Annotated in this window: 17 protein-coding genes; 9 read left to right on the top strand and 8 right to left on the bottom strand. The window is 38.1% G+C overall.

Annotated elements, in window-relative coordinates:
• Positions 1-36 precede the first annotated feature (36 nt).
• Positions 37-2,187, bottom strand: a complete 2,151-nt coding sequence (locus BMX30_RS15730; protein ID WP_090747765.1) for an ATP-dependent Clp protease ATP-binding subunit — start codon at positions 2,185-2,187, stop codon at positions 37-39.
• Positions 2,188-2,443: 256 nt separating this feature from the next.
• Between BMX30_RS15730 and BMX30_RS15725 the strand changes: the two genes are divergently transcribed.
• Positions 2,444-3,502 (top strand): YkvI family membrane protein, encoded by a 1,059-nt coding sequence (locus tag BMX30_RS15725; protein ID WP_090747762.1) that lies wholly within the window; start codon positions 2,444-2,446, stop codon positions 3,500-3,502.
• 42 nt (positions 3,503-3,544) lie between these two features.
• Here BMX30_RS15725 and BMX30_RS15720 read toward each other — a convergent pair whose 3' ends face one another.
• Together BMX30_RS15720 and BMX30_RS15715 are read right to left on the bottom strand one after the other, a co-directional pair.
• Positions 3,545-4,153: a CPBP family intramembrane glutamic endopeptidase gene (locus tag BMX30_RS15720; RefSeq protein WP_090747759.1), complete on the bottom strand. Its 609-nt coding sequence runs from the start codon at positions 4,151-4,153 to the stop codon at positions 3,545-3,547.
• Positions 4,154-4,364: 211 nt separating this feature from the next.
• The gene (locus tag BMX30_RS15715; protein WP_090747756.1) at positions 4,365-4,556 is read right to left on the bottom strand and encodes a YkvS family protein; all 192 of its coding nucleotides are present in this window, start codon (positions 4,554-4,556) and stop codon (positions 4,365-4,367) included.
• Between the two features lie 252 nt (positions 4,557-4,808).
• On the opposite strand from BMX30_RS15715, the gene BMX30_RS15710 reads away from it, so the two are divergent.
• The 5 genes from BMX30_RS15710 (at position 4,809) to BMX30_RS15690 (ending at position 9,256) form a co-directional block, all read left to right on the top strand.
• Complete coding sequence (locus BMX30_RS15710; protein ID WP_090747753.1) at positions 4,809-5,003, top strand: hypothetical protein; 195 nt, start codon at positions 4,809-4,811, stop codon at positions 5,001-5,003.
• 334 nt (positions 5,004-5,337) lie between these two features.
• Positions 5,338-5,601: a phosphocarrier protein HPr gene (locus tag BMX30_RS15705; RefSeq protein ID WP_090747750.1), complete on the top strand. Its 264-nt coding sequence runs from the start codon at positions 5,338-5,340 to the stop codon at positions 5,599-5,601.
• Positions 5,601-7,316: a phosphoenolpyruvate--protein phosphotransferase gene (gene ptsP, locus BMX30_RS15700; protein WP_090747747.1), complete on the top strand. Its 1,716-nt coding sequence runs from the start codon at positions 5,601-5,603 to the stop codon at positions 7,314-7,316. Before BMX30_RS15705 ends, ptsP begins: the two co-directional genes overlap by 1 nt.
• Before the next feature lie 254 nt (positions 7,317-7,570).
• A complete protein-coding gene (locus BMX30_RS15695) occupies positions 7,571-8,350 on the top strand; it encodes an SDR family oxidoreductase (RefSeq protein ID WP_090747744.1) in 780 nt (259 codons plus the stop codon).
• 27 nt (positions 8,351-8,377) lie between these two features.
• The gene (locus BMX30_RS15690) at positions 8,378-9,256 is read left to right on the top strand and encodes an NAD(P)-dependent oxidoreductase (RefSeq protein WP_090747742.1); all 879 of its coding nucleotides are present in this window, start codon (positions 8,378-8,380) and stop codon (positions 9,254-9,256) included.
• Between the two features lie 676 nt (positions 9,257-9,932).
• Here the strand turns inward: BMX30_RS15690 and BMX30_RS15685 are convergent.
• From BMX30_RS15685 to BMX30_RS15675, 3 genes are all read right to left on the bottom strand, one after another.
• Positions 9,933-11,081 carry an aminotransferase A gene (locus BMX30_RS15685; RefSeq protein WP_090747739.1) on the bottom strand — a complete coding sequence of 383 codons (1,149 nt, stop codon included), beginning with the start codon at positions 11,079-11,081 and terminating at the stop codon, positions 9,933-9,935.
• A 122-nt stretch (positions 11,082-11,203) separates the two neighbouring features.
• Positions 11,204-11,695, bottom strand: a complete 492-nt coding sequence (locus BMX30_RS15680; RefSeq protein ID WP_090747737.1) for a YkyB family protein — start codon at positions 11,693-11,695, stop codon at positions 11,204-11,206.
• 131 nt (positions 11,696-11,826) lie between these two features.
• Complete coding sequence (locus tag BMX30_RS15675) at positions 11,827-12,702, bottom strand: metallophosphoesterase (protein ID WP_090747734.1); 876 nt, start codon at positions 12,700-12,702, stop codon at positions 11,827-11,829.
• 191 nt (positions 12,703-12,893) lie between these two features.
• On the opposite strand from BMX30_RS15675, the gene BMX30_RS15670 reads away from it, so the two are divergent.
• Together BMX30_RS15670 and BMX30_RS15665 are read left to right on the top strand one after the other, a co-directional pair.
• Positions 12,894-14,108 (top strand): EAL domain-containing protein, encoded by a 1,215-nt coding sequence (locus tag BMX30_RS15670; protein WP_090747731.1) that lies wholly within the window; start codon positions 12,894-12,896, stop codon positions 14,106-14,108.
• A gap of 188 nt (positions 14,109-14,296) precedes the next feature.
• A complete protein-coding gene (locus BMX30_RS15665) occupies positions 14,297-14,836 on the top strand; it encodes a DUF3993 domain-containing protein (protein ID WP_090747728.1) in 540 nt (179 codons plus the stop codon).
• A 152-nt stretch (positions 14,837-14,988) separates the two neighbouring features.
• On the opposite strand, the gene BMX30_RS15660 is transcribed toward BMX30_RS15665, so the two are convergent.
• Both BMX30_RS15660 and BMX30_RS15655 read right to left on the bottom strand, forming a co-directional pair.
• Positions 14,989-15,225, bottom strand: a complete 237-nt coding sequence (locus BMX30_RS15660; RefSeq protein ID WP_090747725.1) for a glutaredoxin family protein — start codon at positions 15,223-15,225, stop codon at positions 14,989-14,991.
• An 18-nt stretch (positions 15,226-15,243) separates the two neighbouring features.
• A complete protein-coding gene (locus tag BMX30_RS15655; protein ID WP_090747722.1) occupies positions 15,244-16,197 on the bottom strand; it encodes an MBL fold metallo-hydrolase in 954 nt (317 codons plus the stop codon).
• Positions 16,198-16,378: 181 nt separating this feature from the next.
• Between BMX30_RS15655 and BMX30_RS15650 the strand changes: the two genes are divergently transcribed.
• Positions 16,379-16,615, top strand: a complete 237-nt coding sequence (locus BMX30_RS15650) for a YkuJ family protein (RefSeq protein WP_090747719.1) — start codon at positions 16,379-16,381, stop codon at positions 16,613-16,615.
• The last annotated feature ends 56 nt before the right edge of the window (positions 16,616-16,671 follow it).

Genomic DNA, 16,671 nt, shown 5'->3' with positions numbered 1-16,671 from the left:
AAACCTTCATATGGTTACTCAATTATTAGAAAAATATCATTTTTTCGTAATAACAATTTCGTCATTTTTCAAAACCGCGAGTAACTCTAGTGCTTCAGGTTCCTCAAGAATATAATCGGCAAGTTTATCTTCTATTTGCTCCTGAATGACCCGACGAAGTGGACGAGCACCAAACGCAGGGTGGTAACCGAGTTCAGTGAGCTTCTCTTTTACATCATCGGATACCTCAAGACGGATCTCTTGTTCCGCAAGTAAATCTGAGAGTTCAACAAGCATGATATTGACGATTTGAAGTAAATCCTCTTTCTCAAGTGGCTTGAATTCAATGATACTATCAAAACGGTTAAGGAATTCAGGTTTAAAGAAGTTGCCAAGTGATTCAAGAATACTTGCTTCGTTGACAGCATCGCTTTGGCCGAACCCAACTTTAATCGTCTTATGACCGACGCCAGCATTACTAGTCATTATAATCACTGAGTCTTTAAAGCTTACAGTTCGACCCTGGCTATCAGTCAACCGACCGTCTTCAAGGATTTGCAGGAACATGTGCTGAACATCAGGGTGTGCCTTTTCAATTTCATCTAGCAAAATAATGCTGTAAGGATTGCGACGTACTTTTTCCGTTAATTGTCCAGCTTCATCATGGCCAACATAACCTGGAGGGGAACCGATAATTTTTGACACACTATGTTTCTCCATATACTCACTCATATCGAGTCGTATCATAGCATTCTTAGAACCAAAAAGTTCTTCTGCTAGCGTTCTAGTTAACTCTGTTTTACCCACACCTGTTGGGCCCACAAATAAGAAGGAACCAATTGGACGATGTTTGGACTTTAAGCCAGCACGACTACGTCGAATCGCTTTTGAAACCTTTTTAACAGCTTCCTCCTGGCCAATCACTTTTTTTGCAAGGTTCTCTGTAAGGTGTTTCATTTTACCTTGTTCATCTGAGCTCAGTTTTCCTACAGGAATACCTGTTTTCTTCTCAATAAGCGCTTGAATTTGATCAACCGTCACAGATGGACGATTTGCTTCAGACTCAGAATTTAAAGACCTTTCTAGTGTATCCTCCTCATCACGTAGCTGTGCCGCCAATTCATAATCTTCCTTTGCCAATGCAGCTTCTTTTTCTTTAGAGATAGCTGCTAGTCTGCTCTCGATGTTCTCTTTTCCCGTATAGCCAGTTTCTAGGTTTAACTTAGAACCAGCTTCATCCATCAAATCAATGGCCTTGTCTGGTAAGAATCGATCTTGGATATAACGATGGGAAAGCTGGACGCAAGCATTGATTGCTTCTTCGGTAAAAGTCACTTCATGATAATTTTCATACTTAGATTGTATCCCCTTTAAGATTTCGACGGTTTTATCTAGAGAGGGTTCATGAACATGCACCGGTTGAAGCCGTCTTTCTAATGCAGGGTCTTTTTCAATTTGGCGATACTCCTTTAATGTAGTTGCACCTACTAATTGAAGCTCACCACGTGCCAATGCAGGTTTTAGGATATTCCCTGCATCCATTGAACCTTCAGCAGACCCTGCACCGACTAGTAAGTGAATTTCATCTATGAACAAAATAACATTCTTACGCTGCTGCAATTCCGAAATTAATTGCTTGATTCGCTCTTCAAACTGACCTCGGATTCCCGTGTTAGCCACGAGGGAGGCAACGTCAAGAAGATAGACCTCCTTGTTTTTTAACTTGTTCGAAACTTGGCCTTCAGAAATTTTTAAGGCAAGCCCTTCTGCAATCGCTGTTTTTCCAACACCTGGTTCACCAATTAAAACTGGATTGTTTTTATTCCTGCGGTTTAAGATTTCAATCACACGGTGAATTTCTTCATCGCGCCCAATTACTGGATCAATCAAACCAGTTTTAGCCGCTTGAGTAAGGTTGCGCCCAAATTGGTCGATAAAGCCATTGCCGCCTTGGCCTGGTCTTGTTTGTTGGGATGCGGAAGCGTTCATTTGCTTATCAGATTGTTCAGAGAGTGACTTAAATAAATCAGATAGGTTATGGCTGTGGAAACTAGAGAAATTAGACATAATTGGACCCGAATGGGTTCCAAGTTTTTGACGTTCTTTTTTATAGCAGTCCTCGCAGAGCATGAAATGCTTGTGACTACCATTTAGGTTGATTTTTAATTGGATTGTCGCTTGATTTACCTGACATTGTTGACAAAGCATTTAACATTCCTCCTTAGGGATATTAGGTTAATTTGACTTTGACTATATTTGACTAATTTTGTTTTTATTATAATCTGACCTTTTTTGACTTTCAAGACTTTTGCTTAAGAGAAATTTTTCCTATTCTACCTCATTATCGTTCTGTTACATATTGCTGTTGAGTTTACTCGCAATAAGCTTTAACACCGAGCCTAATTTAAAAAGCTTGTCATGGTTTGTCTCTAGCTTCATATATTGGAAACAAGGAGGGAGTTGCGTGAGGACAAACTGGGGAGCCGCGTTTCAGATTGCAGCCGTATATGTAGGGACGGTGGTTGGAGCCGGTTTTGCAACAGGAAGAGAGATTGTTGAATTCTTTTCTCGCTTCGGCTTCATTGGTTTAATCGGGATCTTAATGAGTGGATATCTACTTATATTTATGGGTTCGAAATTAATGAGAATTTCTGCATATATTGGTGCAACTTCATACGAACAATTTAACGAGTACTTATTTGGAAAGGCAATTGGGAGAGTCATAAATATCGTTATGCTTTTTATGCTACTTGGCGTTTGTGCTGTCATGCTTTCAGGTGCAGGCGCTGTATTTCAAGAGCAGCTTGGAGTCCCAAAGAATCTAGGGATTATGTTTACAATTGTACTATCCATTTTAGTCATGGTTCTAGGCATTAAGGGGTTATTTGCGGTAAACTCTTTTGTCGTCCCAATGATGATTATCTTTAGTTTTATCTTGCTGTTTTTAACGATAAAACTTCCTGGATTTCTTGAACAAGCTTTATTTGTCCCTGCTTCGGAAGATGGATGGAAATCTGTTGTAGCTCCCTTTACATATACAGCGTTTAATCTATCGCTAGCACAGGCCGTCCTTGTGCCAGTTGCTGGGGAAGTAAAGGATGACAAAACAGTAAAGTGGGGAGGAATTCTTGGTGGTATTGCGCTAACTTTAATTCTCCTAATGGGGCACTTCACATTAATCATGCTTCCAGGCTTAGAGACCTATGAAATTCCGATGGCAACCATTATGAAAAACCTTGCTTCAGGTCTATATTGGATATTTATCCTAATTATTTATGGGGAAATCTTCACATCGGTGATTGGAAATATTTTTGGTTTAGAAAGGCAAATAAAAAAATATCTCCCTCTGCCTAGTCTTGTCATTGTAATAGGAATATTTATCTTTTGTTACTTAGTTAGTCAATTCGAGTACAGCACTTTGCTCGCTTACCTTTATCCTTTATTTGGTAATATCAGTCTAATTTTTATTGTACTGTTATGGATGAAGCCCTTTAAGCCCAATAAAGAGGCAAAGCCTAAATAGCAACACGTAAAAAAGCTCGGCTTAAGCCGAGCTCTTTTTGTATCATCTTAAAGGGAGAAAAACAAATAACAATAAATCGAATACAATATGTGATAAGACAACGAGACGTATATTCCTCTTCCAAGCGTAAAGGGCACCCCAGACAACCCCGCCAGTCAATGCAGCTAATATAAGAATGAACTCACCTGAATGTATTTGAACGGAGGCATATAGCAAAGTTGATAGAAGGATGCTTGTCCTTGCATCAGTACTTCTCAAGATTCTTTTTTGAATAAAACCCCGCCAGAAAATTTCTTCTCCCGGTGCGATAATTAAAATTAAAACCAGATAATGCCATGCATTTTCAGGAGAAAATAAATTATATAATTTTGATATTTGACCGCTTAGGGGCAGGTTGAGAAGAGTAATGAGAGCGTCTCCTAACCAAAAGACACCGTACAAAGCGATACCAGAAAGAATACCAATAACAAAATAGTTTTTATTCGGTCCATCGACCTTGGTCTCATTTAAAATTGTATAACTAATCAGGATAAGCATTGAGGCTGTGAAGATATACCAAAACACCTTTTCTTGGTTGAAGCTAAAATATAGTAAAAGGTGGACAAGTATATAACCGAAAACGAGACGACGGTCGGAAATCACTTTTTTCATGAAGTAAGCTCCTTTCTACAAACAAACATTATTGTATCAAAAAATGTTTCGTTTTGTTAAAAGAAAAGGAGGTTTCTTTTAATAAGGAGAAAATTCGGGTAGACCTCTTAATATAACGAAATTGGGAAGGGGCGGGGTAAAGCTATTTTATCTACCGTTGGTAAGGGCTTAAAAAGCAAGAAGCTCGTTTTGAGCTTCTTGTCCGGAACATTTATTGAAAGGTGGTTTCTCTTACGATTGTATAATTTTTATGGTTAATGACTGTTCTTTGGTCTAATTCAAGATCTCGGTAATTATCCATATAGGTCAAATCAACAATTACAGAGTTTTCATTTACTTTCTCTACAATTCCCTGTAGGCCTTCCCTGAATTCAACAACATTTCCCACTTGTGCTTTTTTCAAAGAACTCTCCCCTATCTCTCGGTTTTCCGCAATTAAAGCAGCTCCCCTTTACTTGTCTATGTCGGAACGAAAATACTGCTTTTTTTCCTTTTTTTGTATTGCGGTTAAAATAATTATTATTACCATATCTAATAATTGCCAAATATTCAATCCTTTTTTGAAAACGCTTTTATAATTATGAATATTTTATGGACAATAGGAACACTTGTATGTATGATGAGATTTAATCTTAGATTCGGGAGTGAATCCAAAATGAATAAGGAAGAGATAAATCAAGTTCTGAACCAACTTAAGGACGGCGAGCTCTCGGAGTTCCATGTATCAAAAGAAGAATTTTTGTTGTTTCGGCAAGTATTAATGGAAAGACCAGATTTTAAATATTTCCGCGGAATTGCTCAGCGTGGAGGCGAAGTCATTTACGAATATTTGAAGGAAGCAAGAAGTTAAATGGATTTGCAATTAATGATTATTTTTGAAAGATATTGAATGTTTTATAATGAAAACGCTTCATTGTGAAATGTCGAATAAACGTCTATAAATCAAGCTTTTTTTGTTGTTTACTGTCATTAACCGTGCTATTCTGTTGATGGTGATAATTGATCGTTTGACAGAAATGATTGATGCCTACATATTTCATTTAGGAAACGATTGGAAAAATATTTGGTGTGAATCAATCGTCTAATTGGGTAAACTACTAGAAGATAGCCTGAGGTTGACTTTGGGGTTATACGCATCATGTATTTCACCTATATATATTTATTTTAAAGGAGTTTGATTTCGTATGGAAAAAAGCTTTAAAGTCATTGCAGAAACAGGGATTCATGCACGCCCAGCAACCTTATTGGTACAAGCTGCAAGTAAATTCGATTCTGAAGTTCACCTACAATACAAAGAAAAAAAGGTCAATTTAAAGTCAATCATGGGTGTTATGTCCCTTGGAATTGGACAAGGCGCTGACATTACAATCATTGCTGAAGGTAGCGATGAAGCGGATGCTTTAAACACTATTGAAGAGACTCTTAAAAGAGAAGGGCTAGCTGAATAATGAGTTTTCTGCATGGTATAGCTGCTTCGAATGGTATTGCTATAGCGAAGGCATATCGCCTGGTTGAACCGGACTTTTCGTTTGAGCAAAAAAAGGTTGATTCAGCTGAGGATGAAATTGCACGATTTCAAGCTGCCCTCTATACAGCAAAAGGTGAACTAGATCAGATTCGGATTCGAGCTGATAAAGAATTAGGTGCTGATAAAGCAGCCATTTTCGAAGCTCATTTACTAGTATTAAGTGATCCTGAACTCATTTCGCCTATTGAAGATAAAATAAAAACCGAAAAAGTAAACGCAGAGCATGCCCTGAAGGAAACAGCGGACATGTTTGTTTCTATGTTTGAGTCCATGGATAATGAATACATGAAAGAACGTGCAGCGGATATCCGCGATGTGACTAAACGTGTATTGGCCCATTTGCTTGGGATTCAGATTCCAAACCCAAGTATGGTTACAGAAGAAGTCATTATTGTTGCGGAAGATTTGACCCCTTCTGATACGGCTCAGCTTAATCGTGAGTTTGTAAAAGGGTTTACAACTGATATTGGTGGTAGAACCTCTCATTCAGCGATTATGGCTCGTTCAATGGAGATTCCTGCTGTAGTAGGAACGAAGACAGCTACAAAAGAAATTACTAATGGAGATCTTGTTGTTGTTGATGGAATAAAAGGGGAAGTTCATATTAACCCAACTCCTGAGATGCTAGAGGAATATAAGCAACAACAAGAGGCCTATGCAAAACAAAAAGAAGAATGGGCCAAACTTGTGAATGAAAAAACAGTGACCGCCGATGGACATCATGTTGAACTAGCTGCAAATATTGGGACTCCTAAGGATCTCAAAGGTGTAGTAGAAAACGGTGGCGAAGCAGTTGGGTTATATCGAACAGAATTCCTTTATATGGACCGTGATCAACTTCCAACTGAAGAAGAACAATTCACTGCCTATAAAGCGGTTCTAGAAGGTATGGGCGGAAAGCCGGTCGTTGTTAGAACTCTTGATATCGGTGGAGATAAGGAACTTCCTTATTTAAACCTGCCTAAAGAAATGAATCCATTTCTAGGTTATAGAGCAATCCGTCTTTGTCTGGAGGAACAGGAGATTTTCCGCACCCAGCTACGTGCGCTTCTCCGAGCAAGTGTATATGGGAATTTAAAAATCATGTTCCCTATGATTGCCACTTTGGATGAATTCAGGCAAGCGAAGGCAATTCTTGAGGAAGAGAAGCAAAAGCTTCAGACAGAAGGAGTTCAGCTCGCTGAAAAAATTGAGTTAGGTATTATGGTTGAGATTCCATCGACAGCCGTTATTGCCGACCAATTTGCTAAAGAGGTAGATTTCTTTAGTATTGGAACCAATGACCTTATTCAATATACAATGGCTGCTGACCGAATGAACCAACAAGTTTCATATCTGTACCAGCCTTATAACCCATCAATTCTTCGCCTGGTTAAAATGGTGATTGATGCGGCTCATAAGGAAGGAAAATGGGCAGGTATGTGTGGAGAAATGGCTGGAGATGAGACGGCGATTCCAATTCTTATTGGGTTGGGATTGGATGAGTTTTCGATGAGTGCAACTTCTATTCTGAAAGCTAGATCCATAATTAAAGATCTATCTAAATCAGATATGGAAACATTGGCCTCAAAGGTTATTGAAATGGGGACAACAGAGGAAGTTGTCGAAGCTGTAAACGCTGCTATTTCTTTGTAATATAATTGTAATAATTATTTTGTTTTAATTTTATGTTTGCGGGTATAAATAAGTAAGCACTTTGGTAAAACTAAAGTTAAGCTAATCATTCTCATTTTCCCCCAGACTTGGCCGGTTGTCATATGACAGCCGGTCTTTTTTTGGTTTTTGAGATCCTTTGGATGGTGGACATTAATAAGAAATTCTTTAAAACAAATGAATTCCAGCTCTAAACCTTCTATAATAACAATAAAAGGGAATAGGAGGTATGGTAAATGGACTTACATTTAAGAGGGAAGACGGCAGTAGTGGTTGCATCAAGTCAGGGATTAGGCCGTGCAGTTGCAGAAGAACTGTTAAAGGAAGGCGCTAAGGTCGTTATTTCAGGCAGGGATGAGGCGAAACTTCAAAAGGTTGCCAATGAATTACGTGAATATGGTTCAGTTGAATATCACCAGACGGATATCACAAAACCAGATGATATTAAAAGCTTAATGGATCTAGCTGTCCAGAAGTTTGGAACAATTGATATCTTAGTCAATAATGCAGGTGGTCCTCCAGCAGGTTCATTTGAAGAAATATCTGATGAGGATTGGCAACATTCGTTTGAACTAAATTTATTATCTTATATTCGATTGATACGCGAGGCTCTTCCTTATTTAAAGGAACACGGTGGAAAAATCATTAATATCGCCTCTTCTTCAATCAAAGAACCAATTCCCGGGTTGATTTTATCAAATACCTTTAGGACAGGAATTGTAGGGCTTACGAAAACCTTATCACAAGAATTTGCACGCTTTAATATCCTAATTAATACGGTTGCCCCAGGGAAAATTGCTACAGACAGGGTTAAACATCTAGATCAATTTAATGCCGACAAGCTTGGTCTATCTAGAGAAGAGGTAGAGTCGAATTCAAAAAAGGCAATCCCGCTAACAAGGTATGGACAACCAGAGGAATTCGCCAAAGTAGTTGTATTTTTAGCTTCTGAAGCTAATTCGTATATGACAGGAAGCTCCTTTCTCGTTGACGGGGGAATGGTAAAATCTATTTAATAGAAAAATTCTTGGGGAGGTTTTTTTGTGCTAACGACAGAAAATACGAGTATTGGTTTTATTGGTACAGGAGTTATGGGGAAAAGTATGGCAGGCCATTTACTTAATGCTGGCTATCCAGTATACGTCTATACAAGAACAAAGGAAAAAGCAAAAGAATTGCTGGACAAGGGAGCTGTATGGGCTGCAACTACAAAGGAGATTGCAGAGAAAGCGAACGTAATTATTACCATTGTTGGCTACCCATCAGATGTAGAAGAAGTTTATCTTGGGGAAGAGGGCCTTGTAACGAACGGTCGAGAAAATACATATTTAATTGATATGACGACGTCGACACCAAGTCTTGCAGAAAGAATTCATCAGGAAGCTCGTAAGAAAGGGATGTTCGCTTTTGATGCGCCTGTTTCTGGTGGTGACATCGGTGCGAAGGAAGCAAGATTAGCCATCATGGTTGGTGGAGACGAGGAAATCTTTAATCAAATAGAACCAATTTTAAAAATAATGGGAACGAATATTATTCTGCAGGGAAAGGCTGGAGCAGGACAGCATACAAAAATGTGCAATCAAATCGCAATAGCTTCAAATATGATTGGTGTGACTGAAGCTGTTGTTTATGCTGAGAAGGCTGGTTTAGACCCAGAAAAGGTGTTGGAGACGATTACGACGGGTGCAGCAGGGAGCTGGTCACTATCAAATCTAGCCCCAAGAGTCATTAATGGTGACTTTGAACCTGGTTTTATGATTAAACATTTTATAAAAGATATGAGCATTGCTCTCGAAGAAGCAGAAAGAATGGGCTTAGAACTACCTGGTTTATCGCTAGCGAAATCTTTATATAAGCAATTAGCGGATGAAGGGTTAAGCGATCGCGGTACTCAGGCACTTTATAAGTATTGGAATCAATAAGCTAAAAAAATCGTTTCCGCATATAACTAAAGGGTTCTGTTCTGAAATACAAAATACCAATTAACATTGCTTACTATTGTAATTCGTACTAGAATTAAACAGTTTGGCAAGTAAATCAGCAAAGAAAAATGCTTGGAGACGAATTACATGCTCCAAGCATTTTTTATACCGTGATAAACACCGATTAAGTGATTTCAAAGTCTTCAAGAATCATCAGGAAAAAAGCTACTAAAATAAAGGGAGAAATTCCTCTTATTGAGGAAATAGTACGAAAAAAAGAGTGGATAGAGGGAAAGATTCCCCCTATTTACTCCGAAAACATGAAAATGGACCATTTTGCTTTGCCATAACGGGAAAAACTCCCCTTATTTCCTTTGAAAAGGGCCCTATTCTGCAGGCTAACGGGAAAAATTCCCCTTATTTAAACAATCAGAGGTTACTCAAAGAAGAATAAAAAAGAATGTCTGCTTCATTTATCTGCCTCAGACATCCAACACCCAGCCTGTGAGTTAAATATCATTTGTAGCACACCAATTGATATAACCATTAGCATGCGAATTTTCATATTGAATTGAATGTCACCATGTTAAAAGGTTTCCAAATTCAGGGCCGATTTACCGTTTATTTTATTAAACCCCATATATAGCAACAAAAAAGAAACAATAAAGTGCATCCCTCATCTTAAGTTTAAATAGGCTTCTAAACGATTTAACCCTTCTGTAAGCATATCCATTGAATAGGCATAAGAAAGTCGGAAATACCCTTCTCCGAGGTTTGAGAACGCGCTACCAGGCACGACAGCCAATTTTACCTTGTTAACAAGATCGAGGGCAAAATCAAATGAGGATGTATCTTCATCAGGGATTTTGACAAAGAAGTAAAATGCTCCATCTGGTTTTACCACATCAAGTCCCATCTTCGTTAGACGTGAATAGACATAATCCCTTCTTTTTACATACTCAGTTTTCATTTCTACTGCATCATTTATTCCGGCAGTTAGGGCGGCGATTGCTGCTACTTGAGAAACAGAGGACGCGCAGGTCACATTATACTGGTGTACCTTTAGCATATGCTTTGAGAGGTACTCCGGAGCAAACACCATACCAACTCTCCACCCTGTCATTGAATGGGACTTTGATAAGCCATTGATTACGATTGTCTGGTCACGAAGGAAACTTGCTACTGAAACATGCGGCTTGTCGTAAGCAAGTTCACTATATATTTCATCCGCTAAAATAAAGATATCTTTTCCTTCTACCAATTTAGCGATGTCTGACAACTCTTGTTCTGTTAGGCTAACTCCTGTTGGGTTCGATGGGTAAGGGAGCACGATACATCTGGTTTTCTCTGTAATCTGCTCGGCAATCATCGTTGCAGTAAATCGGAAATCATTTTCTCTAATATCGACATAGACAGGCTTTGCACCACATAGTTTGATAATTGGTTCATAGCCAGGATATACTGGCCCAGGAAGGATGACTTCAGTGTCCTCTTCAAGGATGGTCCTGAAAACAATATCAATTGCCTGACTAGCACCAGTAGTAATAATCACTTCTGATTGCGGAGAATAATTTAACCCATACTTTTCCCTGTAAAAGTTTGCAGCAGCTTCTCTTAACTCTATTAACCCTGCGTTATGAGTATAGGTCGTTTGGTTGTGGTCAATTGCCTGCTTCCCGGCTTCCTTTACATGATTAGGAGTAGGGAAATCTGGCTGACCAATCGTTAAAGAAATCATTCCTTCGACGTCTGCAACGAGATTGAAAAATTTGCGAATACCCGAAATTTCTATATTCTTCACTCTGTGATTGATTAAATGTTCCACGGTTGTATCTCCTTCAATAAGTTATCTTATTTTACCATGAAGACATTGAATGGTAAAAATGAAAAAGCCGGGTGAAAGAATCGCCCGGCTATTGTAATGAGTGTTTTTTTGTTTTCAATATATTAAAAGTAACTTTCTCCTAACTTTTTAAAAACAGGTTTTTGATATTGCTTTTTCTTAGCTAGCGGTTGTTTGGAGTCTTCTTTAAGACCTGTGTAGGTAAGTAAAAGCTTTTTCGCTTGCGTCAGAGAAAGGGTAGATTTAGGGTTCCGGACAGAATTGTCCAACTTTCCTAGGTGTGGGAGGGCTTCAAAGTCTGTTTTTGTCGGTGGGATATGAAAAGAATACTTACCGCAAGAAACAAGTACATCAGACTGTTGCTGACTCAACCTAGGATTTTGTGAGAAATGTAGACCTACTTTATTCGCCTTGCCTTCTTTTAATAGTTTCATTAATGCTTCATGCTTAAGATGATATAAAAACTTAGGGTTAGGGGCAGTCTTGGCATGACGGTTCACAATGTAGATTGCTTGGGAGAGGTTTTCTATACTCGGTTTTATCGGGGTATACCTATGGCCTTCGCTGTTCAATTTTAGAGCTCCTTTCTCTTTCATGATAAGAATATTATACCCCTAATGATAGTAGAAAAAAACAGAAAGCAGCTGATTTCCTTACTTTTGTTTTAAGAACATTTAGAATAAGGGTTTATATAATGTTATAAGGCCTATAGCCTCACGTTACCCATTTACCCTTTTTGGTAAAGTGTAAACAAAGTCAATTCTGGCTGTGATAAAAATCGAAATGGTAGTCTTGTCGTCCCTAGACCGCGATTGACGTAAAGAGTCAATCGATTATTTTCGCCAAGATGGTAAAATCCTTCTGGATATTTTTCAGCGTAAGGGGGCATGACGAGAGGACCATAGACAGGTATCTGAATTTGACCTCCGTGACTATGTCCGCTTAACTGTAATTGGATATTATATGATGCGGCAATGTCGGCTAAATCAGGTGCATGAGAAAGTAGGATGGTATAGGAATTTTCACCTTGTATACCCATTAGTGCTTTTCCGATATCAGGTTGGCCGAGCATGGAATCGTCGACACCTGCAATGTGAATGGAACTTCCATCGATTAGCTGAATAGAGTTTGAATCATTAACAAGCAGAGTAAAACCCGAATCCTGTATGATCTTTCGATAAATATCCGAACCGTATCCTCCGTGGTCGTGATTTCCGTATACGGCGAATTTGCCAAGCTTTGAATTTAAAGTCTTCAGTGATTGGACAATTTTGGTTGTCTCCTTAAACTCAGTAGGGTTATCCATTAAATCACCTGTGAAAACTATAATATCTGGCTCTAACTCATTGATTGTTACCATTAAATTTTGGAATTGTTCAAGGGTGTATTGAAATCCTATGTGAGTGTCACTGAATTGAACAATTTTTAAGCCGTTAAATACTCGAGGAAGAGAGGGGCTAATGAGAGAATGATTTGTAATCTCTAGCCGATGTGGTTCTATCTCATGGGCATAGTAATAGCCAACTGTACTAAACCCACCTAACGCAAATAATCCTCCAAAGAGTTGTTTGAAAAAAGACCGTCTTGTCAAATTTTTAGGCATATAAGTTTCCCAACCTATTTAAAATGTCCTTATAATATATCAGATATTTCTTGAAAATAGAAGCAATTCTTAAGTCGTTTTCCGAGTAAGGTACTTGGTTAGGGGATGGAAAAAATGGTAAAATGATTTAATAGAGACGTAGCATCGTTTCAGTTTTCTCATGTTAAGAGAACAATCAGGGAGAGGGTTCTATGGATGCATTAGACATTCTTAGCGATTTGGATCATGTAATTCCGTTCTTTCAGCCTATATTTAGTGCTGATGAGCACCGAATCATTGCTTATGAAATACTAGGAAGATTTCAAACAAAAGAGGAGACAATAAGTTTAGGTCCTTTTTTTCAAGATAAAGAAATACCAGAAGAATATCGTTTAGAAGTTGATTTGATTATATTAGAAAAAGCATTTAACAAGGCAAAGCATTTAGAAAAGGACATTCTATTTTTTATTAACCGTGATGCAGAACTTTTGATTCATGATGAGGAGGAGAAGCTCCTACAACTTATCACCAAGTTTAGTAGACAAGGGTTGAACCCCAATCGAATTGTTCTTGAAGTATCTGAACGAAACTCTGATGGGAAATCAAAGGATTTGGATCATTTATTAAGGTATTATCGGACTTTTGGGATGAAAATAGCTATTGATAAGATGGGCAATGATAGTAGCCATTTGGACCGAATCAGTCAGTTAGAGCCTGATATCCTGAAGGTTGACCTCCAGGTATTAAGATCGACAGCGGCAGGGCCTACCTATCAAAATATTTTATTCTCGCTCTCCATGCTTGCGCGTAAAATCGGAGCTGCCCTTCTATTCGAAAATATTGAAACAGCTTTTCAGCTACAATTTGCATGGAAGAACGGGGGGAGGTTTTATCAGGGCTTTTATCTGAGTAAGCCCCAAGTTGACTTTCTAGACCGTGGGATAATGAAAGAACGACTAAAACAAGAATGCCATGAATTTATATTATCTGAAAAGAAAAAACTCGAAAATTTGTTTTCATTACGTGAAGAATTTGATTCCCGGGTACAGGATATGCTGAACCGAAATCGAAAAGTTTTACACTATACACAACTATTGGAAGTTCTTTCAAGAGAGCTAGATGAGATTGCCTTTAGAATGTATATTTGCGATGAGGATGGCTTTCAAAAATCTCCTAACCTTTTTAAATTGGATGATAGTTGGCTTATTCAACCTGAATATGAAGGGAAGAATTGGAGCTGGAGACCTTATTTTCTCGAGAATATTATTAAGATGAGAAACGAGAAAAAAGGGATTTTATCAGATAGATATAATGATATCGAAACAGGAGTAGCCATCCGAACATTCTGTTTGCCGATTAACTCACAGCATTTTTTGTTTATTGACCTATCATCCTCATATTTATTTGATAGGGAAGGTCTATTTTAGTCCTCGAGGTTAGTCCCCTTTTTAAAAGGGGTTTTTCTTTGCGTATCATATCGTATTGTTTTTGATTGTTCGATAAAAAAGGTCAGTTGCTGTCAAAACATAGGGGTATTTTGCGAACGATTTTTGTTCTAGACATACTGTCCAGTTGTTAAAATTAGAGTTAATCAGCTTCTGAATGGGGGACGGTCATGGACAGGCGAATAAATCTTCTCATCCTTTGCATCGTGGTTTTTATCATCGTATTGCCGCTTCAAGCAAACTCAGAAAGAGATAAAGATAGGGAGACGACACTGTTAAATCAAGAGGAAATCTTTGCTTTCTTAGAGGACGCCTTTTCAGCTCAGGTTTCGTTAAGCGAAGTGGAGCGGAGTCTGGAGGGAGTAAAGGAAGTATTATTTCCATATTTTAGTGACGACTACATTGACATGTTCATAAAAGAAAATGTAGTTGAAGAAAATGGGAAGTTTTTCACCCTTGGATCTGACTTTGCTCGCTACTATATTCCTTTTTATACTTATTCTAATCAAACCAAGGTCGTTCAGTTAAATGACTCTGTCTTTGTTGTAGAGTTTTTTCCTGCATCAACGGAAGGTCCAGTCACCTATGATGATCATTACGTAGCTCTAGAATTAAAAAGTGAAAATACAGGATGGAAGATTCAAGCAATCCAAAATGATAACCTTCCAAGGGAAGTGTTAGAAAAAGCCAATTTTGCGGATTCCTTATAAAATGCATGTTAATGATAAGCTTTGTTAGAGAACATTGTTGTTATGCTACCAGGGCATTGGAAAAAACACCATGAGCGGTAAGCAGTTTACATAAAAGGAAATATAGACACAAGAAGGCCTACCAAAATGGGCCTTCTTGTTGTTTAAATTCGCTATTCTATATTCAACGTTCTGCTTAGTTTTTCGAGATTAAAACCAATAATTACTTCTTTTCCAATCACGACAGTAGGAGTGGAATAGGCACCATAGGTTTTCGTTAGCTCTTGTCTAGCCTTTTCATCTGTGCTGATGTTTTTTTCTTGGAAATCAACGTTATGTTCATTAAGAAACATTTTAACAATCTTACATGGAGGGCAATCATTTTGTGTATATATGATAAGCTCTGACATAAGTTGGGTACCTCCGTTTTATGATTTTTGCTTGTTCAGATAGTCAATCAAGCCCATCCCACTGACCTCTAAATCTAAGCTTAGAACATCAAAAATAGGATCATCATCCTTAAGTCCTTTGTTTTGTAAATCCTCTTTTAGCTTTTTAAAAAGACGTTTTGTAACCGATTTGGTTCGAGATTCAAAATCATTCGCTTCATCGAATGCCTCTTTGGCTTCATTTATGAAAATAGGAAGCCAAGCTTCTACCTGTTTATAAGCCTCTTGGGGATTTTCTGACATCCCATAGTGGCCAAAAAAGAGACGTTGGACCTTTAAATGCTTATACATACTCAGGGATTTTAACATTTTGTCAGGGTCAAATTGATTCGGTGAGGTGGATGGAATATAAAAATCGATTCCTTTCCTCTTTAGTTGAGGGTAATAGATACCTACAGTGTCCCCCGCAAAAATCCCATTAACATTTGGATGGTAAATACTAAAATGATGGTTAGAATGGCCTGGAGTGTCATAAAAGGTCAAGGTGGTATCATTCCCAACTTCGAGTGTCTCTTGGTCTTGTTTAATGATGAGACGGTCTTCAGCAATTGGTAATATCGGATTAAATAACGTGTCAAATTTTTCACCATAAACAGCCTTAGCACTAGCAATCAGTTTTGCGGGGTTCGAGAGATGTCGAGCTCCCTTCGGGTGAACAATGACCTTTGCGTTTGGGCAATGTTCTAGAAGCAATCCTGCACCTCCGGAATGATCAAGGTGAATATGTGTGACAATGACGAATTCTATTTCCTCTGGTGATATATCTAGTTCCTTAAGTCCTTGAAGGATATGTGGAACCGATGGACTAGATGAAGTCTCAACAAGAGTTATTTGTTGTTCCTTGAGAACATAAGCTCCTGTCCTCTCCGCCATTCCTAAATCATATCCATCAATGAGATAGACTTTTTCTGCCAATTGAATTGGTTTTTTCAACAAATTTCACTCCTTTCGCACCTTTTCCTTGTACAAATGCCTGTCATTATTTTATTCTGTTAATATTGGCATGTAAAGGAATAGAACTGGAATATTCAGAATTTATTTCATGTGGATAGAATCATGTCTAAAGTTAATCCTAGTTATAAATGATTGTTTTGGCTGAAAGGAGAGGGTATTGATGTCACAGCTACAAGGCATAATTACAAGGTTGAAAAATTTACAAGAGCAAGCAGCAAATGGCGAACCAGCACAACGCTTTTTTGAGGTGAATGGTGAACGTAAATGTCAGGTTACATATCATCCGAAAACAGAAACTTATGAACTTGAAGTGTACAATGAAAAAGAAAAACCAAAGAAATATCAATTTGATAATATCGACATGATTACAATTGAAATCTTTGACTTAATTCAATGATACGTAGGGGCCGCTTAATAGGCCTCTTTTTTTTGGAATGGCTATGCCAGAGGAAT

Origin of the sequence: Mesobacillus persicus, from assembly GCF_900109925.1 — a bacterium.
In the GTDB taxonomy this organism is placed as follows: Bacteria; Bacillota; Bacilli; order Bacillales; family Cytobacillaceae; genus Mesobacillus_B; species Mesobacillus_B persicus.
The sequence above is the reverse complement of the archived record's forward strand: the minus strand, read 5'-3'. Positions and strand labels throughout refer to the sequence as shown.